Below are 20,040 nucleotides of genomic sequence, written 5' to 3' on the forward strand. Positions count from 1 at the left end.
TTTAGGATGCATGGCGGTCGTCAGGAGTTCCCCTGCGTTGTCCCGGGCAGGTTTTCAGCGCGAAAAACGGTTGCGATAGTCCCGCGGCGAAACCCCGAGGTTGCGTTGGAAGGTCAGGCGCATGCGCTCTTCATCGCCAAAGCCGCACAGCCGGGAAATCTGATCGATATTGCGCTCTGAATCTTCCAACAGTCGTCGCGCAGCTTCCACGCGCAGTACTTCCACGGCCTTGGCCGGCGTGCGGCCGGTCTTGAGTTTGTAGACCCGGGCAAAGTTGCGCGGGCTCATCTGAACCTGTTGGGCGAGTGTCTCGACGGTGAGATTGGCGCCAGACAGGTTCTGCGTGATCCACAGGTGAAGGTCGTCGAAGGCCGCACCTTCGCTGGTTTGCGATTGCAGCAACTGGCTGTATTGGGCCTGGCCACCGGGGCGCTTGAGAAACACCACCATCTCCCGCGCCGTCAGCAGTGCCAATTCTCTTCCGCAATCTTCTTCGACCAACGCCAGTGCCAGGTCGATTCCGGCGCTGACCCCGGCAGAAGTCCAGACTGAACCTTGCTGAACGAAGATCGCATCGTTGTCGACTTCGATGGACGGATGGCGCTCCTTGAGCGTGCCACACATCGCCCAATGGGTGGCGGCACGCCGACCTTCGAGCAATCCGGCCTCGGCCAACAGGAACGTGCCGCTGCACACCGAGGCGGTGCGTCTGGCTTTGGTCGATGCCTGCTTAAGCCACTCGACCAGGCTCAAGACGTTGTTCATCGCCAGGATAATGGCCGGTGCGCCGGGAACGATCAGCGTGTCGATCGATTGGTCGTTGAACGTGCTCAATGGCACGGTGTCGACGGCCAGGCCCTCCGCCGTATGGATCAGGCCACCGGTCAAGCTGGCGGTCTGCAGTTTGTAGCCGGGCAGATTGCTGCTGTTGAGGTAGCGCGAAGCCGCCCAGAATACGGTTTGCGCGCCGGTCAAATCCAGCAGGCCCATTTCGGGGTAGGCGAGGAATACGATCAGGCGCGATGGGTCGGACGGGGACTCGGTGACGGGCGTGCGGGCGATATCGTTCATAGGTTTCTGTGTTGACACGTTGGAATAATGATAATTCGCAAACGATATAAGCGTTATCGCATCTGGTCGGCTGTCAGGATTTCAGGGTTTTATGTCACTTGGGCGGGAAAACTTCAACCAATAGGTGTTCGCGTACTGCCTCGACTCATTTGAGGGAGTTTGCCCGTAGCGCTCAAGCCGGTTTGGATACCGGGCAAAACCTGTTGCTGGATGTCAATGGCACTTGGTTGACGCCGGGCGAGCGCGGGCGCGGCGCGATATTCTCCAGCCTGATCGATTACCGGGAGCGAGGGCGGGTTTGATGAGCGTTGATGTCGACTGTGTGGTGGTCGGGGCTGGTGTGGTCGGGCTGGCGGTGGCCAGGAGCCTGGCCATGGGCGGGCGCGAAGTGATCCTGGTCGAGGCCGGCGAAGGGATTGGAGTGGGGATCAGTTCACGCAATTCCGAAGTGATCCACGCCGGTATCTATTACCCGAGCGGAAGTCTCAAGGCGCAGTTGTGCGTGGAGGGCAAGCAACGCCTTTACGCTTACTGCGACGAGCGCGGCGTCAGCTATCAGCGTCTGGGCAAGTTGATCGTCGCCACCGATGATGCACAGCGTGTGGCCTTGCAGGGTTTGCTGGAGCAGGGCCGGCGCAATGGCGTCGATGACCTGCAATGGCTGGAGGACGCCCAGGCGCTGGAGCCTGAGTTGTCTTGCGTTGCGGCGCTGTGGTCGCCGTCCACCGGCATCGTCGACTCCCATGGCCTGATGCTGGCGCTGCAGGCTGATGCCGAAGCCTGGGGCGCGTCGCTGGTCTTTCATACGCCGCTGATGTCGGTCCGTTGTACTGAAGAGGGTTTCGAGTTGCACGTGGGCGGCACCGAGCCCATGACCTTGAGCTGCCGCGAGCTGATCAACTGCGCGGGATTGTCCGCGCCGGAGGTGGCGAGCCGCATTACTGGCCTGCCACGGCAATACGCTCCCCAGGCGCGGTTGTGCAAGGGCAGCTACTTCAGTTTCAGCGGCCGCGCGCCGTTCCGCCACCTGGTGTACCCGGCGCCGGAAAGCGCCGGGCTGGGCGTGCACATGACCCTCGACCTCGGTGGCCAGGCGCGTTTCGGGCCGGATGTGGAATGGGTCGACAGGGTCGATTACCGGGTGGATCCATCCCGGGCCGACGGCTTTTACACAGCGATCCGCCGTTACTGGCCGGGCTTGCCGAATGACAGCCTGCAACCGGCCTACAGTGGCATTCGCCCGAAAATCAGCGGCCCGAACGAGCCTGCCGCCGATTTTCGCATCAGTGGCCCGGCCGAGCATGGGGTGCCGGGGCTGGTCAATCTGTTCGGCATCGAATCGCCGGGCCTGACCAGTTGCCTGGCGCTGGCCGAGCACGTAATGGGGGCGCTGGATAGGTAACTGTCGAAGATTTTGTGGCGAGGGGATTCATCCCCGTTCGGCTGCGAAGCAGTCGTAATTCCTGCAAATGCGATGTGCGTGAGGGTACCGCAGTTGCAGGTTTCGGGGTTGCTTCGCAACCCAACGGGGATGAATCCCCTCGCCACAAGTGCAAGGGCGAGGGTGACCGATAATCAGCGCCCACGCCGCTGAGCGCAGATAGCGCTATCCTTGGAAGACGTGCTCTTCGCCATCGGAGACATCTGATGATCAACGTACGCACTGCCCGCATGCTTGCCGATTACAAACAATGGGCCAACCAGCGTCTCTTCGACAACCTGGCGCTATTGCCGCCAGGTGAAGTCGAAAAAGAACGCGCCGGCGTCTTCAAGAACATGATCGGCACGCTCAATCACATCTATGTGGTGGACTGTATCTGGCAGGCTCACCTCGAAGGCCGAGGGCACGGCTTCAAGACCTCCCATGACCTGGTGCACCCTGAACTGGCGGTGTTGCGCCTGGCGCAACAGGACGTGGATCGCTGGTACTGCAACTGGAGCGCACGGCAAACCGATGCCTCGCTGGACAAACCCTTGAGGTTCACTTTCGTTTCCGGCGAAAGCGGCACCATGACGGCCGGCGCGATGTTGCTGCACGTGGTCAATCACGCCAGCTATCACCGTGGCTGGGTGATCCAGATGTACTTCGAAATTCCGGCCATGCCGCCGATGACGGACCTGCCGATCTACCTGCGCGAGACCGACCCGCACTTCAACGCGCTCAATGCCCCGGCAGTGGCGCCGACATGTGCTCCACTATTCGCGAGCGCAACCAACGTTCTGCCGGATCGTTATCGTTGACGCCGTTCCACACCATGGACAGTTCCGACGGCACGATCTCGAAGGGCGGGTCGTCGGCGCGCAGCTGGCTGCTGCCATCGATCAGCGCACAGGCCGCATAGTCGGGCACCGAGGCCAGCATGTCAGTGCCCGCCAGCAAGGCGCGCAGGCCCGAGAACTGTGGCACTGCAAGGACCACACGCCGGGAGCGGCCGATGCGCGCCAGGTCATTGTCGATAGCGCCGCTCAAGTCCCCGGAAAACGACACCAGCGCATGGGGACGTTCGCAAAATTCATCCAGGGTCAGGGCGCCCGGCCGGTCATCGCCACGCAGCACCTTGACGCTCAGGTCCCGTAGCTTCTTGCGCTTGGCGTTGGCCGGCAGCTCCGTGGTGTAGCTGATGCCCACGGAAATCTCACCGCTGGCAAGCATCGACGACATCAACAGGTAATTGACCCGGCGCACCACCACCACGACGTTCTGCGCTTCATCGCGAATCTGTTTGAGCAATGGCGGAAACAGGCCGAACTCGGCATCGTCGGACAGGCCGATGCGAAACACATCGCGGCTGATGGACGGGTCGAAATCCTTGGCCCGGCTCACCGCGCCGGAAATGGTGTCCATGGCCGGTTGCAACTCCTTGAGAATCACCAACGCCCGCGGTGTCGGCTCCAGCACACGCCCGTTACGCACCAGCAGCGGGTCGTCGAACAGATCGCGCAACCGCGCGAGTGCCGCACTGACGGCAGGCTGGCCGAGGAACAGCTTCTCGCCGGCCCGAGTGAGGTTCTTCTCGAACATCAGCGTTTCGAAAATCACCAACAGGTTCATGTCCACGCGTCGCAGGTCGTTGCGGTTCATGGTGGATTCTCACAGGTTGCATAATCTTTTCAGTAAAGCACTAAACCTTTGGCGAGAGGGTTGGTAAGCGCTCGACCGTGCCCTGACTGTAAATCGTTCGAGCGCGGTATCAATGATGTCTTGCCCTCCGGTTTGCGTGTTCAAAATTCCCCAACGATACAAAAACTAAATGCGCTCAAAGTGGGCGTGTCTGATTTGATTCGCTTTAAACCTAAATGCTTCGGCATTCGGATTTTTATGGGTTGCAACGATTGCATGAAAAGCATCCAGGTACTGTAAAATTGTTGATTGAGCTTGTTGGAGGCCGATTCCATTTGGTCGGGCGTCGGGGAGTTCCTGTTTCGATAGGCGAAGAAGCTCATTGCTTGCGAAATTGCCACGCATAGGGGTTGTGGTTGAATCGTTTATTTTCCTATACAGGTGTTCGACCAGCCAGCGACGCTCATTTTGGCTGGGAGAGCGTTGTGCTGGTGGAATATTCAGTTCTTTTTGTAATGCAATGTTTTGAGCAAGGCTTGTAGAGGTCTCATACTGCAGGGCGTTAATTTGCGAATGAGCTTTTATGGCTTGTTCAGGAGACACACCCGTTTTTAATATATGTGGCGAGGGAGTAGTTTCTCGGTGTAAGTCGAATATGCCATTGCGCTTTAATACTTTTGTTTTCGCCCGTCTTGCCCACTGTAAGGCTTTCAGGCCCGGACCTAACGCTATATGCCCGTCGGGATCTGTTTTGTTAACTGGATCCCCGGCGCAGTATGCATACGAATTCAATCCACCCTTGTCAAACGGGCTCAGATTGTCCGGACTGTTAAATCGCATCAAGAAAGGATTGAACGCCCGATACCCATTCCCCAACAGGTAACGCCTGGTTACCGGGTCAGGTCGCTCGCCGTTGAATCCAAGCAGGCTGGTCAATTCGCTCTCATCAGGGCGATGACCGTAAGGTGTGTAAGCAATGGCGTATCGGTGATTGTCCGGAGCGAACGTTTGCAATACCGAGCGCTGCTGATCAATGGCTAGCAGCGTGGTGCTGTCTGAGCCGCCCTCGCTCTGCTGTTGTGCCAGCAACAACTCACCATACTGGACAATGGAATGACGAAACGTTTCTTGTATCTCGGTAACCAGGCGGCTTTTGCAATAGAACCGTTGATGCTGTGCTTCGTTCGCTGGCGCATGACCGATCAATTGGTCGAGAGCGTCATAGTGATACTGGCATAGCAGGGATTCGTCTGGCGATAGCATGGGTGAGTGCTCCAAAGGCCCAACAGGCAGGTGCTCAGTATTGGTTTTTACGCAGCGAGTTGGAACTATCAGAACTGCTAGGTTTTTTTCGGCCAATGATTCCCCGTGGACATGGCGCAGAGGCCAGCAGATTGGCGATTTCTTCTTCGGAAAAATCAAACGCCAGCAATACCACCCGAATGCTCACCCTTGTCGATGCGGGAGACGCGAGGACAGGCGTTGCATTGATCGCGATCGCGAGCAGGCCCACTCCCACAGTTTTATGCGCTGGGTTCAGAGTCCGTCAGCACCTTCCTGAAATTCTCCACCAACGGCCGCAGATTGATTCGGTGCCACGCCGCCCATAGCGGCCGGGTGAGGGGAATCCATGGCACTTCCCGCAGCACCACGCCCGGCGGTGCGTTGCGGCTCAGGCCTTTTTGGATCATGGCGATGCCCAACCCCGAGGCCACCAACGCCATTGCCGTGAAAGGGCCGGTGGCTTCCATGCGGATATCCGGGGTGAAGCCTGCGCGGATGCAGGCGCTGACGAAGTTCTCGCGGCCGGTGACATTCTGGTGCTGAACGCCGATCCATTCCTGTTCGGCGAGGTCGGTGGCGGCCAGTTGTGCCTGTCTGGCCAGCGGGTGATGTTCGGGCAGGGCCAGCAACATTGGGTCATCCAGCACCTGGAAACCCAGCAGGTCTGGGTCGTCATCGGTCGGCGGCTCACTGACCAGGGCGATATCCAGACTACGCTGACGCAGGCCCTCGAGTTGTTCGGCGGAGCTCTGGTTGTACAGCGCGACGTGCACGTTCGGGCGGCTTACACGCAGCACGCGCAAGGCATTGGGCAAGACGCCGGCGTGCATGGCGTTTTCGATGTAGCCGATGCACAGGCCGCCTTCTTCGCCACGCCCCAGGCGTTTACCGAGGGATTCCAGGCGGTTGGCGTGGGTCAGCAGGGCGCGGGTTTCGGCGAGGAAGGTCTGGCCGTCGCGCGTCAGGCGGATACGTTGCTGGCTGCGCTCGAACAGGGTCAGGCCCAGGCGTTCCTCGAGCTGGGCGATCTGCCGGCTCAGGGGTGACTGGGACATATGCAAGCGTTCGGCGGCGCGACCGACGTGTTCTTCCTCGGCGACGGCGACGAAGTAGCGCAATTGACGGATGTCAATCATGTAAGACCTCCAGGGACTCAAGTGCTGCATATTATGTCTTGGACGGTCCGAACGTCGCAATCTAGGATCTGCTCCTACAGGTTTTCCTGATTCGAGAGGTTTCACTTATGAGCTTGAAAGACAAACTGCCCGGCGCGCTGGGTTTCGGTACCGCCCCTCTGGGCAATATGTTCCGCGCCATCCCTGAAGAGGAGGCGCAAGCCACCGTGCACGCCGCCTGGGATGCCGGCGTGCGTTATTTCGATACTGCACCGTTCTACGGTTCGGGCCTGTCGGAAATTCGCCTCGGCCAGGCGCTGTCGCGCTACAACCGCGATGACTATGTGCTGAGCAGCAAGGTCGGACGGGTGGTTCTCGACGAGGTCGAAGACGCCGCCGCCCGCGATCTGGGGGAGAAGAGCGGGGTGTTCGAGCATGGGCGCCCGAACAAGATCATTAACGACTACAGCGCCGATGCGACGCTGCGCTCGATCGAAGACAGCCTCAAGCGCCTGCAAACCGATCGCCTGGACATCGTCTGGGTGCATGACATCGCCCAGGACTTCTACGGCGATCAATGGCTGGAATACTTCAACCAGGCCCGCACTGGTGCCTTCAAGGTGCTGACCCGCTTGCGCGAAGAGGGCGTGATCAAGGGCTGGGGCCTGGGGGTGAACAAAGTCGAGCCGTGCGAATTGACCCTGGATCTGAGTGAAGCGCAGCCGGACGGTTTTCTGTTGGCCGGTCGCTACACTCTTCTCGACCATGATCGTGCCTTGCAGCGTCTGATGGACGCGGCACTGGCGCAGAACGTCGAAATCGTGGTTGGCGGGCCATACAGTTCGGGCATTCTGGCGGGTGGCGAACACTTCGAATACCAGAAGGCCAGCCCGGCGATTGTCGCCAAGGTCGAGCAGATCAAGCGCATTGCGCTGGCCTATGGTGTCGACATCAAAGCGGCAGCATTACAGTTTTCGTTGGCCAACCCGGCCGTGGCAGCGGTGATTCCAGGCGCCAGTCGCCCGCAGCGGATTGCCGAAGATGTGGCCGCACTGTCGGCGGTGATTCCCGCCGCTTTCTGGCAAGCGTTGCGCGACGCGAAGCTGGTGTCCGAGCGCGCACCGTTGCCGATCACTGGAGCTTGAGCATGAAAATCGATCTGAGTGGAAAACTGGCCATTGTCAGCGGCAGCACTGCCGGCATTGGTCTTGGCATCAGCAAGGCACTGGCTGAATCCGGCGCCACGGTGGTGGTGATCGGCCGCGAGGCGGCCAAGGTCGAGCAGGCGCTGGCGAGCATTCGCCAGCAGGTGCCCGGCGCACAAGTGCGCGGGCTCACGGCGGATCTCGGGACGGCTGAGGGCGCGGAAAAACTGTTCGCCGCCGAACCGCGGGCAGACATTCTGGTGAACAACCTGGGAATCTATGCCGCAGTGGATTTCTTCGACACACCCGATAGCGAGTGGGCGCGCTTCTATGAGGTCAACGTGATCTCCGGTGTGCGCCTGGCACGGCATTACGTGCCGGACATGGTCAAGCAGGGCTGGGGGCGGGTGATTTTCCTGTCTTCGGAATCCGGAATCGCGATTCCTGCGGACATGCTCAACTATGGTGTGACCAAAAGCGCCAACCTGGCGGTGTCCCACGGACTGGCCAAGCGGCTGGCGGGCACCGGGGTAACGGTCAATGCGATCCTGCCGGGCCCGACATTGACCGACGGCGTGGAGCTGATGCTCAAGGATGCCATTGCCGCGTCCGGGCGCAGCGTCCAGGAAGAAGCCGACGCCTTTGTACGCAAGGAGCGGCCGACGTCCATCATCCAGCGCGTGGCGAATGTCGAGGAAGTGGCCAACCTGGTGGCGTATATTGCTTCGCCACTATCCTCGGCTACCACAGGCGCGGCGCTTCGAGTCGATGGCGGTGTCGTCGACAGCCTGGCCATCTGACCCCGACAATCAAGAGAGAGCATTACATGGCAACTGCATCAGCATTCATCGACATCCCGGCCTCGGCCGATCAGGTCTGGCACTTGATCGGCGGTTTCAATTCGCTGCCGGACTGGCTGCCGTTCATTCCCAAGAGCGAGCTCAGCGAAGGCGGGCGGGTGCGCAGCCTGCAGACGGCGGACGGCGCGGTAGTGATCGAACGTCTGCAAGCGTTCGACAACGATGGCAAGACCTACAGCTACTCGATCTTGCAGGCGCCGTTTCCGGCCACTGATTATCTGGCGACGATCCGCGTTGAAGCGCAGGGGCAGGGCGCCCGGGTGACCTGGTCCGGTCGGTTTGAGCCGGTGGGTGTGAGCGATGAGGAAGTGGTGGCGTTGTTTACCGGGATTTATCAGGGCGGGCTTGAGGCCCTGCGGGCCAATTACCCGGCCTGACAAACACCACAGATCCGCCGTGGGAGATTCTATGGTTGAGGGGAAGCCCTCAACCATAGAATGTGGTGAGGGGATTTATCCCCGTTCGGCTGCGAAGCAGTCGCAGAGCCAGCCAACTCGGTATGCCTGAAGGAATGCCGGGGCCGCTTCGCAGCCCAACGGGGATAAATCCCCTCGCCACACAAGCCCGCTCCCACAGGTTCTGTGTCAGTTCTGCAGATTTGTATCAGGTCGGGGCAATCAGGCTCTCCCGACAATCGATCGCCAACCGTGCGCCACCCAGTTCGCTGGTGCCGACCTCCAGGGTAAAGCCGTGCAGGCCGACAATCGCCGCGACGATCGACAGCCCCAAGCCGAAACCGCTTTTCTGATTGCCCGCCTCTGCGCGGTAGAAGCGCTGGAACACCGCCTCGCGTTCAACCTCCGCAATGCCGGGGCCGGAGTCGAGTACTTCGATCCGGGTGTGCCCGTTCTCATTGACCCCACGCAAAATCACCTGGCCACCGGGCGGGGTGAATTTGATCGAGTTACTCAACAGATTGGCCACCGCTTCGAACAGCAGGGCGCGATCGCCATTGAGCGAAGGCAGCGATGTGGGCAGTTGCAGTTCAAACGTCAGGCCATCGTCCTCGGCCAACGGCAGATAAAACTCATGCAGTTCCTGTAGCAAGGACACCGCGTCCAATTGCACGAAACCGGACCGGCGCTGGCGATCCTCCAGTTCGGAAATCCGCAGCAGCCCGCGAAAACGCGCCATCAGGGTGTCGGCCTCGGCCAGCACCGCGTCCAATTGCGTCGCTTGCGGCGACCCTTCGCCGGCCTGTTGTTGCATGCGGTAGAGCTGCGCGCGCAGGCGGGTCAGCGGAGTGCGCAAGTCATGGGCGATGTTGTCGCACACGCCCTTGACCTCGTTCATCAAGCGCTCGATGCGTTCGAGCATGGCGTTGACGATGGCGGCCAGCATGTCCAGTTCATCGCGGCGATTGGACAGCGGCAGACGCCGGGTAAGGTCCCCGGCGACGATGGCTTCGGCGCTGCCCTGGATCGCTCGAATCCGCCTTAGCGGTCGGCGGCGCAACAGGTGCCAACCGACGATGCCGGGCAAGATGGTCAGGGTCACGCCCCAGAACAAGGCATGGAGGATGATCCGGGTCACGGCAAACAACGAACCGTTGTCCCGCACCAGGATCAGCCAGCGACCATCTTTCGTCTGGGTTGCCACCGCGTCGCAGCTGTCGACGGGCAGGGTCGGGTCGTCGGACTCGGCGCAGTCGTTGAGCATGTGAATCTTGCCGTCCAGCGGCAGGCCTTTGGGAATGTGGCGCAGGGCGCCACTGAGATAACGATGTTCGGCATCGAACAGGCCGTAGGCGTCAATGCCGCGGATGTCGAAGGTCATGCTGACGGCAAGGGCGTCCGTCAGTTGATCACCCTGGAAGTGCGAGAACAGATGCTGGCGTTGCATCAGCGAGTGCTTGGCCAGGTTGTCGAGGTAAGCGGACACCTCGTAATACATGACCCCCATGAGAATCCCGCTCCAGGCCACGAACAACGCACTGTAGAGGGCCAGCAGGCGACTGGTCGAAGAACGCCAGCCTTTAGACGGGTTCGGCAATGACATAACCCGAGCCTCGCACCGTTCGAATCAATGGAACATTGCCAGGTGGGTCGATTTTCTTGCGCAGGCGGCCGATATGCACGTCGATCAAATTGGTGCCGGGGTCGAAGTGATAACCCCAGACCTCTTCGAAAATCATCATCCGCGAGAGGATCTGCCCGGTGTTGCGCATCAGGAATTCCAGCAGTTTGTATTCGGTGGGCAGCAGGGTGAGCAACTGGCCGTCGCGGCTGGCTTCGTGGCTGATCAGGTTCAGCTCCAGGTCTGCCACCCGCAGCGTGGTCGCCTGGGCCGTCACGGTGTTCTGCCGGCGCAGCAGGACTTCGACCCGGGCGGCCATTTCATCGGTGGCGAAGGGTTTGGTCAGGTAATCGTCGCCCCCGGCACGCAAGCCGCGTACGCGCTCGTCAACGTCGGAGAGGGCGCTGATCATCAGGATAGGCGTGGCCACGCCCATGGTGCGCAATGTGGTGACAATCGCCAGGCCGTCGAGCTCGGGCAACATGCGGTCGAGGGTAATCAGGTCATAGTTGCCGCTGACCGCACGCTCAAGTCCCTCTCGACCGTTGTCGACCCAATCGACGTCGAGCCCGTGGCTGCTCAGTTCGGCGACAATTTCCCGTGCGGTCACGGCGTCGTCTTCGATGGTCAAGATGCGGGTCATAAGGCTGGCCTGATTAGGTATTCACAACGTAGTGCAGCATTTTGCCAAGAAATGATCGAAGGCTTACTAAATAAAAGTTCATGGACAAATCCATCGTCGGTCAATGCATAAAACCCGCTGCATCCAGCCGTTCATTGCAATTTGCATGGGGTTGGGAAGTTCAAAGTTTCTAAGCTGCTGAAATAAAAGGATTTATTGAAAGCCCGCGACTGGCACGGCGACTGCAATTGCTCTTTCGAGACTTGTAACACCATCTTTCTGCCTGGAGCGATACAACAATGAATAGATCCTCTGAGGGTTTCTATCCCGCCACGGATGAATCGAGCACAGTGTCGGGCGTGTCCTGGGGGGCGATCTTCGCCGGGGCCGCGGCGGCGGCGGCGTTGTCGCTGATCCTGGTACTGCTTGGATTCGGCCTTGGGTTTTCGGCCGTTTCGCCGTGGGCCAATGAAGGCATGAGCGCCAAGGGCCTGGGCATTTCGACGATTGTCTGGCTGGCTGTCACGCAAATCGTCGCTTCCGGCGCCGGTGGCTATATCGCCGGCCGGCTGCGGGTGAAGTGGGCTTATATGCATGGCGATGAAGTTTATTTCCGCGATACCGCCCATGGTTTCCTCGCCTGGTGCGTAGCGACACTGGTGACGGCCACGTTGGTCGCCGGTTCGGTCAGCAGCATCGTCAGTGGTGGCGTGCAGGCCGGGGCGCAGGTGGCCGGTGGCGCCGCCACTGCCATGACAGCAGCAGCGGGCACCGCGGCAGCCAACACTGACAGCGATCAGTACGGCTACTACATCGACAGCCTGTTTCGTAATGACCAGCCAGCCGCCGTCAGCGATGACGCCGCCAGAGGCACAGTGACGCGCATTTTCGTGCGCTCACTTAAAGACGGTCAGTTGGCAGCTGAAGACCGTACTTACCTGGCACAACTGGTGGCGCAACGGACCAACATGACACAAGCAGATGCTGAACGTCGTGTCGACGAAGTCTATGCCCGCACGCAAAAAGCCGTGGCGGACGCCAAGCTGGCTGCGCAACAAGCGGCCGACACCGCCGCCAAAGTAGCAGCCTGGACCACCTTGTGGATGTTCGTCGCGCTGCTGGCCGGTGCGTTCTTCGCCAGCCTGGCTGCCACCTTCGGCGGTCGTCGCCGGGATGCCGTGGTGTATCTGGAAACCGACACTTACGTCACCACCGCACCGATTCGTTAACCCAGGAGAAACATCATGCGTTCATTACTACTGTTCTTTCTCGGCGTACCGATCCCGATCATCATCCTGATCGCCTTGTTCATGCACTGATAGTTCCTGGCCTCGTGCCTGTGCCGCTTCTGCCTTTTTGGCAGAAGCGGCGTTTTTGCTGGTGGATGTAAAGGTGTGAAACGCACCTGTAGGAGCCGGCTTGCTGGCGATGCGATGGTGGCCGTAACGCCGTCAGTCAATCGGCGTGTCGATAAACACCTCAAGCCCCTCGGCATAGCGGGTGAACGCAGCGATTTTTGGGAACCGCTCAACCGGAACCTGATCCGGCACCACATACTGGGTAAAGCTCCACGCAACAGCGAGGGTAATACCAGCCTGGTCAATCGAGCCGTCATTTTTCAGCGGCTGCTTTTCCAGCTCTCGTTCCAGCGCCGAATAGGCGGCTGCCAATTGCCCCTCGACCCGTTTAACCCAAGGCTCGTATTGAATCTCTGCCGGGCGTAGGTTGCGTTCATAATAAAGCTGCACCGACTTTTCGCTGGCAGCCAATGCCAGGCCAATCAGGCGCAGTGACCGCAGGCGATGTTCGATACCCGCAGGCATCAAGCTGCGATCCGGGCCGGCCAATGCTTCCAGGTAATCGATGATCAGCGTCGAATCCATCAACACTTCACCGTCATCCAGTATCAGGGTCGGCGCCTTGACCACCGGGTTGATTTGCCGAAATTGCTCGAAGGTCCTGAACACCGACACCGATTCGTGCTCCAGGGCGATGCCCAGGCGCTTGGCAGAAATGGCGACGCGTCGCACGTAAGGTGAATCCAGCATGCCGATCAGCTTCATTTAACCGCTCCTTGAGATAGCCATTACGCGAGCGACAACCTTAGCTGAGCCCGGTCGACCTGCAAACCGGGGCATGCAGCTCAGCGGTTTGTCTTTTATATAAGCTTCGCAGGATTGAATTTCTTGCTATAAACGCACTCCGATATCCGCCTGGATGCCTGTCTTAGAGCATTTTCGAGGCTTTGTCGGACAAATTCGCTGTCTTTTCAGTTGCTGAGGCGTCAAGTCGGCCTTAGACTGCCGCCCCTCGTAAATTGAGTGCCGGGTGGCGCTTGGTATAAACGGCGCCGTTGCGATGACCTTCGATGGTCCGCCGCAACGCTCCCTAATTCGCCTTAATGCACGTTTTTTATAGAGATATCAATGACAAAGGACAAGTTGCTGGCCATGCCGGCGGATGACTACATGAATGCCGAGCAACATGCTTTTTTCTCTGAGCTGTTGCAAAACATGAAAGTCGAAACCCATGAGCGCATCGAACAGAACCGCATCGCCATCGAAAGCCTGGACACCCCGGCCGACCCGGCGGACGCCGCTTCCGTCGAAGAAGAGCGCACTTGGCTGGTGAACGCGATTGATCGTGATCAGCGCATGCTGCCTCAGTTGGAACAAGCCCTGGAACGCATCAAGGAAGACAGCTTCGGCTGGTGCGATGACAGCGGCGAGCCTATTGGCCTCAAGCGCCTGCTGATCAGCCCGACCACCAAGTACTGCATCGAAGCTCAAGAACGCCACGAGCAAATCGACAAACACCAGCGTCAGGCCTGATTCTGTTGGGCAGCCCACTTAACCTGGGCTGCCTGGAAAAGATCGCAGCCGTTGGCAGCCCCCTGTAGGCGCTGTCGCAGGCTGCGATCTTTGCTTTTCGACGTCTACACAATCCCCCCGAACTTCTATTGATCTGCTGCAACGTCCCCGACTAAAGGCTCATGGATAATGGCCTTGTGCTGGCGTTTAATGCGAAGACAACAACTAGAAATTGGCGGGGTGATAACGATGACGAGAGACGGATCTCGGGTGGCGGCCGTGCCTGCACCCACGCTTTTGCCGAACAACCGCTGGTTGACGCCGACACTGCAAAGCATCGCCCTGATGCTGCTATTGTGTGGCATGACCCTGGGCGGCTGGTCGCTCTACCTTGGCCTGCCGATGGCCGTGCTGATCATTTGGCTGCCACGCCTGCGCTCGCGCGCAATGCCTGAAGCCGTGCCTGCCGATACGTCCGGCACACTCTCGGCGTTAACCCGCGAACTGTCCTACACCACCAGTCATAACGCGTTGTCCGCCGCTGGCGTGGCCTTTTCAGTCAAGCAACTGGCCGACAAGTTGCAATCGCAACTGGGGGCGGCAGCACAAATCGTTGGCAATGCCGAAGTCATGATCGCGACCGAGCAGGCCACCTCGGCCCTCAGTCACCAGGCCCTGAGTGCCGCGAGTGAAGCGCATCAAAGCGGCGTGGCCGGGCGTACCGAGTTGATCGAATCCATTGCCCGCATGCACCAACTCAGCCAGCGGGCCAATAACAGCCGTGAGCTGATCGAAGCCCTGAGCTTGCGCAGCGATGACATTCAGCGGGTCACATTGGTGATCCAGTCCATTGCCAGCCAGACAAACTTGCTGGCCTTGAACGCGGCCATCGAAGCGGCGCGAGCCGGTGAGCACGGTCGTGGCTTTGCGGTGGTGGCCGATGAGGTTCGCGGGCTTGCCGCGCGCACGGCCACGGCCACCGGAGAGGTCGGCGACATGGTGGCCGATATCCAGCAGCGCACCGCACAAGTGGTCGAGCAGATCCGCCAGTTGTCCAGCGACCTCGACACCGGCGTAGGCCAGGTCGAACAGACGGGCCAGCACCTGGAAAACATTGCCCGCCTGGCTGCCGGTGTCGAAAGCCAGGTCGGGGCAATCGCTCGCGGTGCCGAAACCAACCGTGAACAACTCGATAGCCTGTTTCACGCCATCGAGCAGATGCGCAGCGACCTTGCGATCAGTGACCAACAGACCCAGCGCCTGGCCTTGGCAGCGGTGCAGATGGAAGGCCAGGCCGAGACCATCAGCGAGCGCCTCGCCGAAGTCGGCCTGGATGACTATCACCAGCGGATCTATGACCTGGCCAGGGAAGGCGCGAGCCAGATTGCCGCGCGCTTCGAAGCAGATATCGATGCGGGGCAGATCAGCCTCGAAGACCTGTTCGACCGGCATTACCAGGCGATTCCCGATACCCACCCGGCCAAATACCGAACGCGCTTTGATCGTTACACCGATCAGGTCCTGCCGGCGATCCAGGAGCCGCTGCTGCCACGCCACGAAGGCCTGGTATTCGCCATTGCCTGTACCCAGCAGGGCTATGTGCCGACGCATAACCAGGCGTTCAGCCAACCACTGACCGGCGATATACAACACGATACCCTGCACAACCGCAGCAAACGCAAGTTCGCCGACCGGACGGGGATCCGCTGTGGCAGTCATCAGCAAGCCGTGCTGTTGCAAACCTATACCCGTGACACTGGAGAGCTCATGCACGACCTGTCAGTGCCGATCATGCTCAAGGGGCGTCATTGGGGTGGTTTGCGCCTGGGCTACAAACCGCAAAACCCTCGATAATGGATTGCGACTGTTACAGTTTTGGTAACGAATCTGTACAAAGCCGATATTGTTTGCGCGCCCACGGAGTCGTTACCATACCTCTATTAGTTAGGTTGCTAACGGAGTTGGAGGCGCAACATGCACAGTAAAGTTGATGTCGCGGTCATGATCGGGAGCGGAGTACCCGCCAGTTTGCGGGCGTTGGGGCAAAGTATCTGCTGGGTGGTGCTGCTCAATGGCGAACGCCGTGGCACGGCCTATTCCAGTCGCAATGAAGCTGAAGCGTGCAAGGCCGCCTGGCTGGCGCAATTGCACGCCGAATCGCCAGGCAACCTGCACTGTGCCTGATCCTAGTGAACCTGATGCATGCGCAGGTTCAGGTCGTCGACCACTCGCGCCCAGTCGGCGTCTTCACGCAATTGTTCTTTGAGGAAGCCTGCCTGCTGGGGGGTCCAGAACTCGGCATCGATGAGTTTCTTGTCGTCGGGCAGGGGAGAATGGCTGGCAATGAAATCGTCAATGGCTCGCTGGCTCGAATCCAGCCCGAGCTGGTCGAACAAGCCTTTCAGGTCGTGGGTCGGTGATTCCATCTTGATCTCCTTGCAGGTCATCTGTCGTGTCGAGTGATAGAGATGAAGAACGTCTCTGTTGCATCTGAGGGAGCCGTGCTTCATTAAGTTCGAAAACGATGTTCCAACGCAGCAGTGAGCATAGACCGCAATGGCGCGTGTCAGGTTTTCAAGGCGCCTGCATCGACGGCCGCCTTCAGTTCCTTGGCCGACTCCTGCGCGGCAAGGGCGGCGATGTCGGAGGACTTGAACCAGCGATCTTTCTCGACCTGATGATAGGTCACGGTTTTCAGCGGTGGCTTGGCGCGCATCACGATCACGGCCTGGAACTCGCCGTCGATCTCTCTGGCTTCGCCCCTGATGAAAAACTCGCCGATATCAAATTCCGTCACGTTACGGCCTTCCCATGAAATATTGTTGTTTAGCGCGCCCGCCACGGGAAGGCGCGTTTGATTGGTCGGGGAGTATGGCAGTAGTTGGAGGCCGGCGGCTGAGTAAAGTCGCCGGCTTGACGAAACCTTCCGGGAAAACGGGATGAAAGTGTCACCTATGTGACTCGAGCGCGCGGGCGAGGGCACAGGCCTGGTTATGATCGCCGCGGAAACCTCTTACGTGCCCCGTGGAAGTTTCTTTGATATGAAAGAAGGCGATACCCGCCAGAACCACATGAAATCGTGGTGGCGAGGGGCAGCGGGGAGCGTCTTCGGTCGCAAGGAACTCGGCGGGGTGCAGGGAAGGTGGGGTGTTGGAGTAAGATGCCTGGGGATGGGCAAAGTGTGTCAGTGTGCACATATGAAGTCCTTTTCTTGGGTTAGCCGACGTAATGTACGTCGTAATGGGTAGTCTCGGTGAGCATCGCTGCTCTAGAATCAGCGTCACTGGTGGGTGGACAAGGCTTATCTAAAGCAATTTCTGGCTGGCGATATGTAAGAAAAGTGCTTTTTTATAAGAGTTTTTTCCCTAAAGTTGATAGTCCGTATTTCTCTGGCGGTTCCAAGGGTGTTTTCCTTCAGCCTTTGTCGAACGCCGGGCGAGACGACGTGAGCAGCATCCAGTAATCTGCTCAAGCTTCGAGAGGGATGAGCGCTCTGCGCATCCAGGATCTCAACCCGGGTTATCTGGCTTCACCTCGGCATTGCCGCTTTTTTGGCCGTGCGCTTTTTTCGCGTGCGGCGTCATTTTCAGATGTGGGGATGTTTCCTTGGCAGTAAGTAATCTCGATATGCATGCTTTGTTCGTGCTGGGCGATTTGCGCGCAAAGCTGGTTAAACAGTTTCAGTCACGTTTTGTTTACATTACCGAGCAGAGCGCCGAAGGCATTTACATTGCCGAGATCGACACCGAGTCAGCGCTCGTGGTGGACGATAAACCGGGGCTCAAACTCAAGGTCGGCGATCATTTCAGCGCGTCGGTGTTGCCCAGCCGCGAAGGTGGCAAACTGGAAATCAAGTTCCGCGACATCAAGCTGACAGTCTACGGCCTGGGCGATTACGCCTTCGTGACCACGGCCGACGGCCAAGCCATCCTGTTCAAGGAAGGGCACAACGTGGTGACGGTATTCGCCGCCCACCAGCAGCTGCAGGAAGGCCTTACCAAGACCCTCAAGGCCGTGACCGGCAAGGCCGCCAAGTGGCGCAAGGGCGAACTGGTGACGTTCAAGGCCAGTGAATAGTGGTCCTGCCCCGTGCCGATTTCCACCAACAGCACCAGGCCCGTGCGCAAGCCGAGGCCCAGCGTCTGTTTGAGCAAAAGGCGGTCCTGCAGGGTGCCTGGCTGAACTGGGTGGCCTCGCAAATCTACGCGTTGCAACCGGCGGCGTACGCCAGCATGGTCAGGAGAGAGCTGGCCTGCCTGCAGCAAACCTGTGAAAAGTGATCCGCGTCCCTCGAAAGCAGGAACCTCTACTACAGTCAGTTGACTGAGTATTCAGAGGCTTTGCGGTCTTCTGCCAGGCCATCCTGCTATTGCTGTGAACAGCACGAGGTGCACAAGCATGAAAGGCATTCGCCGGTTGCTGGCCGCTGTCGTGGCCACGTTCGGATTGTTGGCGTCACCCGCTGCGGTGCTGGCTGCCAGCGCGCCGATCCACTTCGCCGACCTCAATTGGGAAAGCGGCAGCCTGATCACCGATGTCCTGCGGATCATCGTCGAAAAAGGGTATGGGCTGCCGACCGACACCTTGCCAGGCACTACCATCACCCTCGAAACCGCACTGGCCAACAATGACATCCAGGTCATTGGTGAGGAGTGGGCGGGGCGCAGCCCGGTCTGGGTCAAGGCGGAGGCGGAAGGCAAGGTCGTGAGCCTGGGCGACACGGTCAAGGGCGCCACGGAAGGCTGGTGGGTGCCTGAGTACGTGGTCAAGGGCGACCCGGCCAAGGGCATCAAGGCGCTGGCGCCGGACTTGCGCAGTGTCACCGACCTTCCCAGGTACAAAGACGTGTTCAAGGACCCTGAAGCGCCGAACAAGGGACGCTTTCTCAACAGCCCTATCGGTTGGACCTCGGAAGTGGTCAACAAGCAGAAGCTCAAGGCCTACGGGCTCGATGCCAGCTATGTGAATTTTCGCAGCGGTTCGGGCGCTGCGCTGGATGCGGAGATCAGCTCGTCGATTCGCCGGGGTAAACCGGTGTTGTTCTATTACTGGTCGCCCACGCCGCTGCTCGGTCGCTTCAAGCTGATCCAGCTGGAGGAGCCGCCCTTCGATGCGCAGGCCTGGAAAACCCTGACCGACGCCGACAACCCCAATCCGCAACCGACCCGCTCGCTGCCCTCGAAGCTGTCTATCGGCGTGTCCACGCCGTTCCAGAAGCAGTACCCGCAGATTGCCGAGTTCTTTGCCAAGGTCGATTTTCCCATCGACCCGTTGAACCGGGCGCTGGCCGAGATGAGTGAAAAGCACACGCCACCGCGTCAGGCCGCCGAAGCGTTCATGAAGGCCCATCCGCAGGTCTGGAAGGCCTGGTTGCCCAAGGATATCGCGGACAAGGTATCAGCCGCCTTGTAGGCAGCGGCTGCAAACGCGTTGGTCGGGTCGTTGGCTTGAGCGCGTGCACGGCGAAAAAAGCCAACTAGGATGAGTCTGTTCAAATCCCTTTCAAGGATTTCAGACCATGACCTTCGTGTTGGCTCAATGGCTGGCGACGGTAATTGCGGCAATCGCCCTGGCACACGTGTATTGGGCGTTGGGTGGTAAATGGGCCGTCGTGGCGGTGGTGCCGCAGGTGCCGGTGGAGGGCGGAGCGCGATTGCAGCCGGCCTTCAAGCCCCGTGGCTGGATGACGATGCTGGTGGCGGCGGCGTTGCTGACCATTGCCCTGTTGGTGTGCTTGCGGGTTGGCTGGTGGCTGCCGCAGGTGGATCATCGCGGGTTGCAGTGGGTGATCAGCGCCATTGCGCTATTGCTGTTTGCCCGGGCCATTGGCGACTCGGAGCTGGTGGGGTTTTTCAAGGAGGTCAAGGGGTCGCGGTTTGCCCGGCTGGACACCTGGGTCTATTCGCCCTTGTGTGTGGTGCTGGGGGCTGGGTTGTTGGCGGTGGCCTGGGTTTAGGATCAGCTTTGCTTCTCGTTGACGCCTCGGCGCGGGCGGATGTCCCCGATCCCCCACTGTAGGAGCCAGGCTTGCCGGCGATGGCGTCCTGGCAGGCGAT

General features: G+C 59.6%; 23 protein-coding genes. 13 read left to right on the forward strand and 10 right to left on the reverse strand.

Translation table 11 applies throughout. From position 1 onward, the window contains the following. Positions 1-54: 54 nt before the first annotated feature. Positions 55-1,071: a GlxA family transcriptional regulator gene (locus CGA21_RS19700; protein WP_110750824.1), complete on the reverse strand. Its 1,017-nt coding sequence runs from the start codon at positions 1,069-1,071 to the stop codon at positions 55-57. Positions 1,072-1,372: 301 nt separating this feature from the next. Between CGA21_RS19700 and CGA21_RS19705 the strand changes: the two genes are divergently transcribed. Both CGA21_RS19705 and CGA21_RS19710 read left to right on the forward strand, forming a co-directional pair. Next, positions 1,373-2,473 carry an NAD(P)/FAD-dependent oxidoreductase gene (locus tag CGA21_RS19705; protein WP_188264850.1) on the forward strand — a complete coding sequence of 367 codons (1,101 nt, stop codon included), beginning with the start codon at positions 1,373-1,375 and terminating at the stop codon, positions 2,471-2,473. A 245-nt stretch (positions 2,474-2,718) separates the two neighbouring features. Further along, the gene (locus tag CGA21_RS19710; protein WP_110750822.1) at positions 2,719-3,312 is read left to right on the forward strand and encodes a DinB family protein; all 594 of its coding nucleotides are present in this window, start codon (positions 2,719-2,721) and stop codon (positions 3,310-3,312) included. Here the strand turns inward: CGA21_RS19710 and CGA21_RS19715 are convergent. From CGA21_RS19715 to CGA21_RS19725, 3 genes are all read right to left on the reverse strand, one after another. Then, entirely contained in the window at positions 3,233-4,153 is a 921-nt protein-coding gene (locus CGA21_RS19715) for a LysR substrate-binding domain-containing protein (protein WP_110750821.1), read from the reverse strand. The genes CGA21_RS19710 and CGA21_RS19715 overlap by 80 nt on opposite strands. 165 nt (positions 4,154-4,318) lie before the next feature. Further along, positions 4,319-5,395, reverse strand: coding sequence for an RHS repeat-associated core domain-containing protein (locus CGA21_RS19720; protein WP_110750820.1), 1,077 nt, complete (start codon positions 5,393-5,395; stop codon positions 4,319-4,321). 260 nt (positions 5,396-5,655) lie between these two features. Further along, positions 5,656-6,552 carry a LysR substrate-binding domain-containing protein gene (locus CGA21_RS19725; RefSeq protein WP_188264851.1) on the reverse strand — a complete coding sequence of 299 codons (897 nt, stop codon included), beginning with the start codon at positions 6,550-6,552 and terminating at the stop codon, positions 5,656-5,658. A gap of 107 nt (positions 6,553-6,659) precedes the next feature. Between CGA21_RS19725 and CGA21_RS19730 the strand changes: the two genes are divergently transcribed. The 3 genes from CGA21_RS19730 to CGA21_RS19740 are packed head-to-tail and all read left to right on the forward strand — an operon-like array spanning position 6,660 to position 8,913. Further along, the gene (locus CGA21_RS19730; protein WP_188264852.1) at positions 6,660-7,676 is read left to right on the forward strand and encodes an aldo/keto reductase; all 1,017 of its coding nucleotides are present in this window, start codon (positions 6,660-6,662) and stop codon (positions 7,674-7,676) included. A gap of 2 nt (positions 7,677-7,678) precedes the next feature. Then, complete coding sequence (locus CGA21_RS19735) at positions 7,679-8,476, forward strand: SDR family NAD(P)-dependent oxidoreductase (protein ID WP_110750817.1); 798 nt, start codon at positions 7,679-7,681, stop codon at positions 8,474-8,476. Positions 8,477-8,502: 26 nt separating this feature from the next. Further along, positions 8,503-8,913, forward strand: coding sequence for an SRPBCC family protein (locus CGA21_RS19740; protein ID WP_110750816.1), 411 nt, complete (start codon positions 8,503-8,505; stop codon positions 8,911-8,913). 226 nt (positions 8,914-9,139) lie between these two features. Here the strand turns inward: CGA21_RS19740 and CGA21_RS19745 are convergent, their stop codons facing one another. After that, a complete protein-coding gene (locus CGA21_RS19745) occupies positions 9,140-10,534 on the reverse strand; it encodes a sensor histidine kinase (RefSeq protein WP_188264853.1) in 1,395 nt (464 codons plus the stop codon). Further along, on the reverse strand, positions 10,512-11,195 hold the full coding sequence (locus CGA21_RS19750; RefSeq protein WP_020796732.1) for a response regulator transcription factor: 684 nt from the start codon (positions 11,193-11,195) through the stop codon (positions 10,512-10,514). Before CGA21_RS19750 ends, CGA21_RS19745 begins: the two co-directional genes overlap by 23 nt. Before the next feature lie 278 nt (positions 11,196-11,473). Between CGA21_RS19750 and CGA21_RS19755 the strand changes: the two genes are divergently transcribed. Beyond that, positions 11,474-12,403 (forward strand): hypothetical protein, encoded by a 930-nt coding sequence (locus CGA21_RS19755; protein ID WP_188264854.1) that lies wholly within the window; start codon positions 11,474-11,476, stop codon positions 12,401-12,403. 222 nt (positions 12,404-12,625) lie between these two features. Here CGA21_RS19755 and CGA21_RS19760 read toward each other — a convergent pair whose 3' ends face one another. After that, positions 12,626-13,237, reverse strand: a complete 612-nt coding sequence (locus CGA21_RS19760) for a glutathione S-transferase (RefSeq protein WP_188264855.1) — start codon at positions 13,235-13,237, stop codon at positions 12,626-12,628. Positions 13,238-13,600: 363 nt separating this feature from the next. On the opposite strand from CGA21_RS19760, the gene CGA21_RS19765 reads away from it, so the two are divergent. From CGA21_RS19765 to CGA21_RS19775, 3 genes are all read left to right on the forward strand, one after another. Then, positions 13,601-14,005, forward strand: a complete 405-nt coding sequence (locus tag CGA21_RS19765) for a TraR/DksA family transcriptional regulator (protein WP_007935965.1) — start codon at positions 13,601-13,603, stop codon at positions 14,003-14,005. Between the two features lie 609 nt (positions 14,006-14,614). After that, the gene (locus CGA21_RS19770; protein WP_411157080.1) at positions 14,615-15,838 is read left to right on the forward strand and encodes a methyl-accepting chemotaxis protein; all 1,224 of its coding nucleotides are present in this window, start codon (positions 14,615-14,617) and stop codon (positions 15,836-15,838) included. A 120-nt stretch (positions 15,839-15,958) separates the two neighbouring features. After that, the gene (locus CGA21_RS19775) at positions 15,959-16,168 is read left to right on the forward strand and encodes a hypothetical protein (protein WP_110750805.1); all 210 of its coding nucleotides are present in this window, start codon (positions 15,959-15,961) and stop codon (positions 16,166-16,168) included. A 2-nt stretch (positions 16,169-16,170) separates the two neighbouring features. Here the strand turns inward: CGA21_RS19775 and CGA21_RS19780 are convergent, their stop codons facing one another. The 3 genes from CGA21_RS19780 to CGA21_RS30005 all read right to left on the reverse strand — a co-directional run bounded on the left by CGA21_RS19780 (position 16,171) and on the right by CGA21_RS30005 (position 17,181). Further along, positions 16,171-16,410 (reverse strand): DUF2789 domain-containing protein, encoded by a 240-nt coding sequence (locus CGA21_RS19780; RefSeq protein ID WP_110750803.1) that lies wholly within the window; start codon positions 16,408-16,410, stop codon positions 16,171-16,173. Between the two features lie 140 nt (positions 16,411-16,550). After that, complete coding sequence (locus CGA21_RS19785; protein WP_008064250.1) at positions 16,551-16,781, reverse strand: hypothetical protein; 231 nt, start codon at positions 16,779-16,781, stop codon at positions 16,551-16,553. Positions 16,782-16,932: 151 nt separating this feature from the next. Then, on the reverse strand, positions 16,933-17,181 hold the full coding sequence (locus tag CGA21_RS30005; RefSeq protein WP_110750801.1) for a hypothetical protein: 249 nt from the start codon (positions 17,179-17,181) through the stop codon (positions 16,933-16,935). A gap of 409 nt (positions 17,182-17,590) precedes the next feature. On the opposite strand from CGA21_RS30005, the gene CGA21_RS19790 reads away from it, so the two are divergent. From CGA21_RS19790 to CGA21_RS19805, 4 genes are all read left to right on the forward strand, one after another. Next, on the forward strand, positions 17,591-18,061 hold the full coding sequence (locus tag CGA21_RS19790; protein WP_110750799.1) for a hypothetical protein: 471 nt from the start codon (positions 17,591-17,593) through the stop codon (positions 18,059-18,061). Next, positions 18,061-18,264 carry a hypothetical protein gene (locus CGA21_RS19795; protein WP_188264856.1) on the forward strand — a complete coding sequence of 68 codons (204 nt, stop codon included), beginning with the start codon at positions 18,061-18,063 and terminating at the stop codon, positions 18,262-18,264. The genes CGA21_RS19790 and CGA21_RS19795 overlap by 1 nt, the downstream gene beginning before the upstream one ends. A gap of 118 nt (positions 18,265-18,382) precedes the next feature. Beyond that, a complete protein-coding gene (locus tag CGA21_RS19800; protein WP_188264857.1) occupies positions 18,383-19,396 on the forward strand; it encodes an ABC transporter substrate-binding protein in 1,014 nt (337 codons plus the stop codon). Between the two features lie 106 nt (positions 19,397-19,502). Beyond that, on the forward strand, positions 19,503-19,940 hold the full coding sequence (locus CGA21_RS19805; RefSeq protein ID WP_020796720.1) for a DUF3995 domain-containing protein: 438 nt from the start codon (positions 19,503-19,505) through the stop codon (positions 19,938-19,940). Positions 19,941-20,040: the final 100 nt, after the last annotated feature.

Origin of the sequence: Pseudomonas sp. PSB11 (genome assembly GCF_014596605.1) — a bacterium.
Lineage (GTDB): Bacteria > Pseudomonadota > Gammaproteobacteria > Pseudomonadales > Pseudomonadaceae > Aquipseudomonas > Aquipseudomonas umsongensis.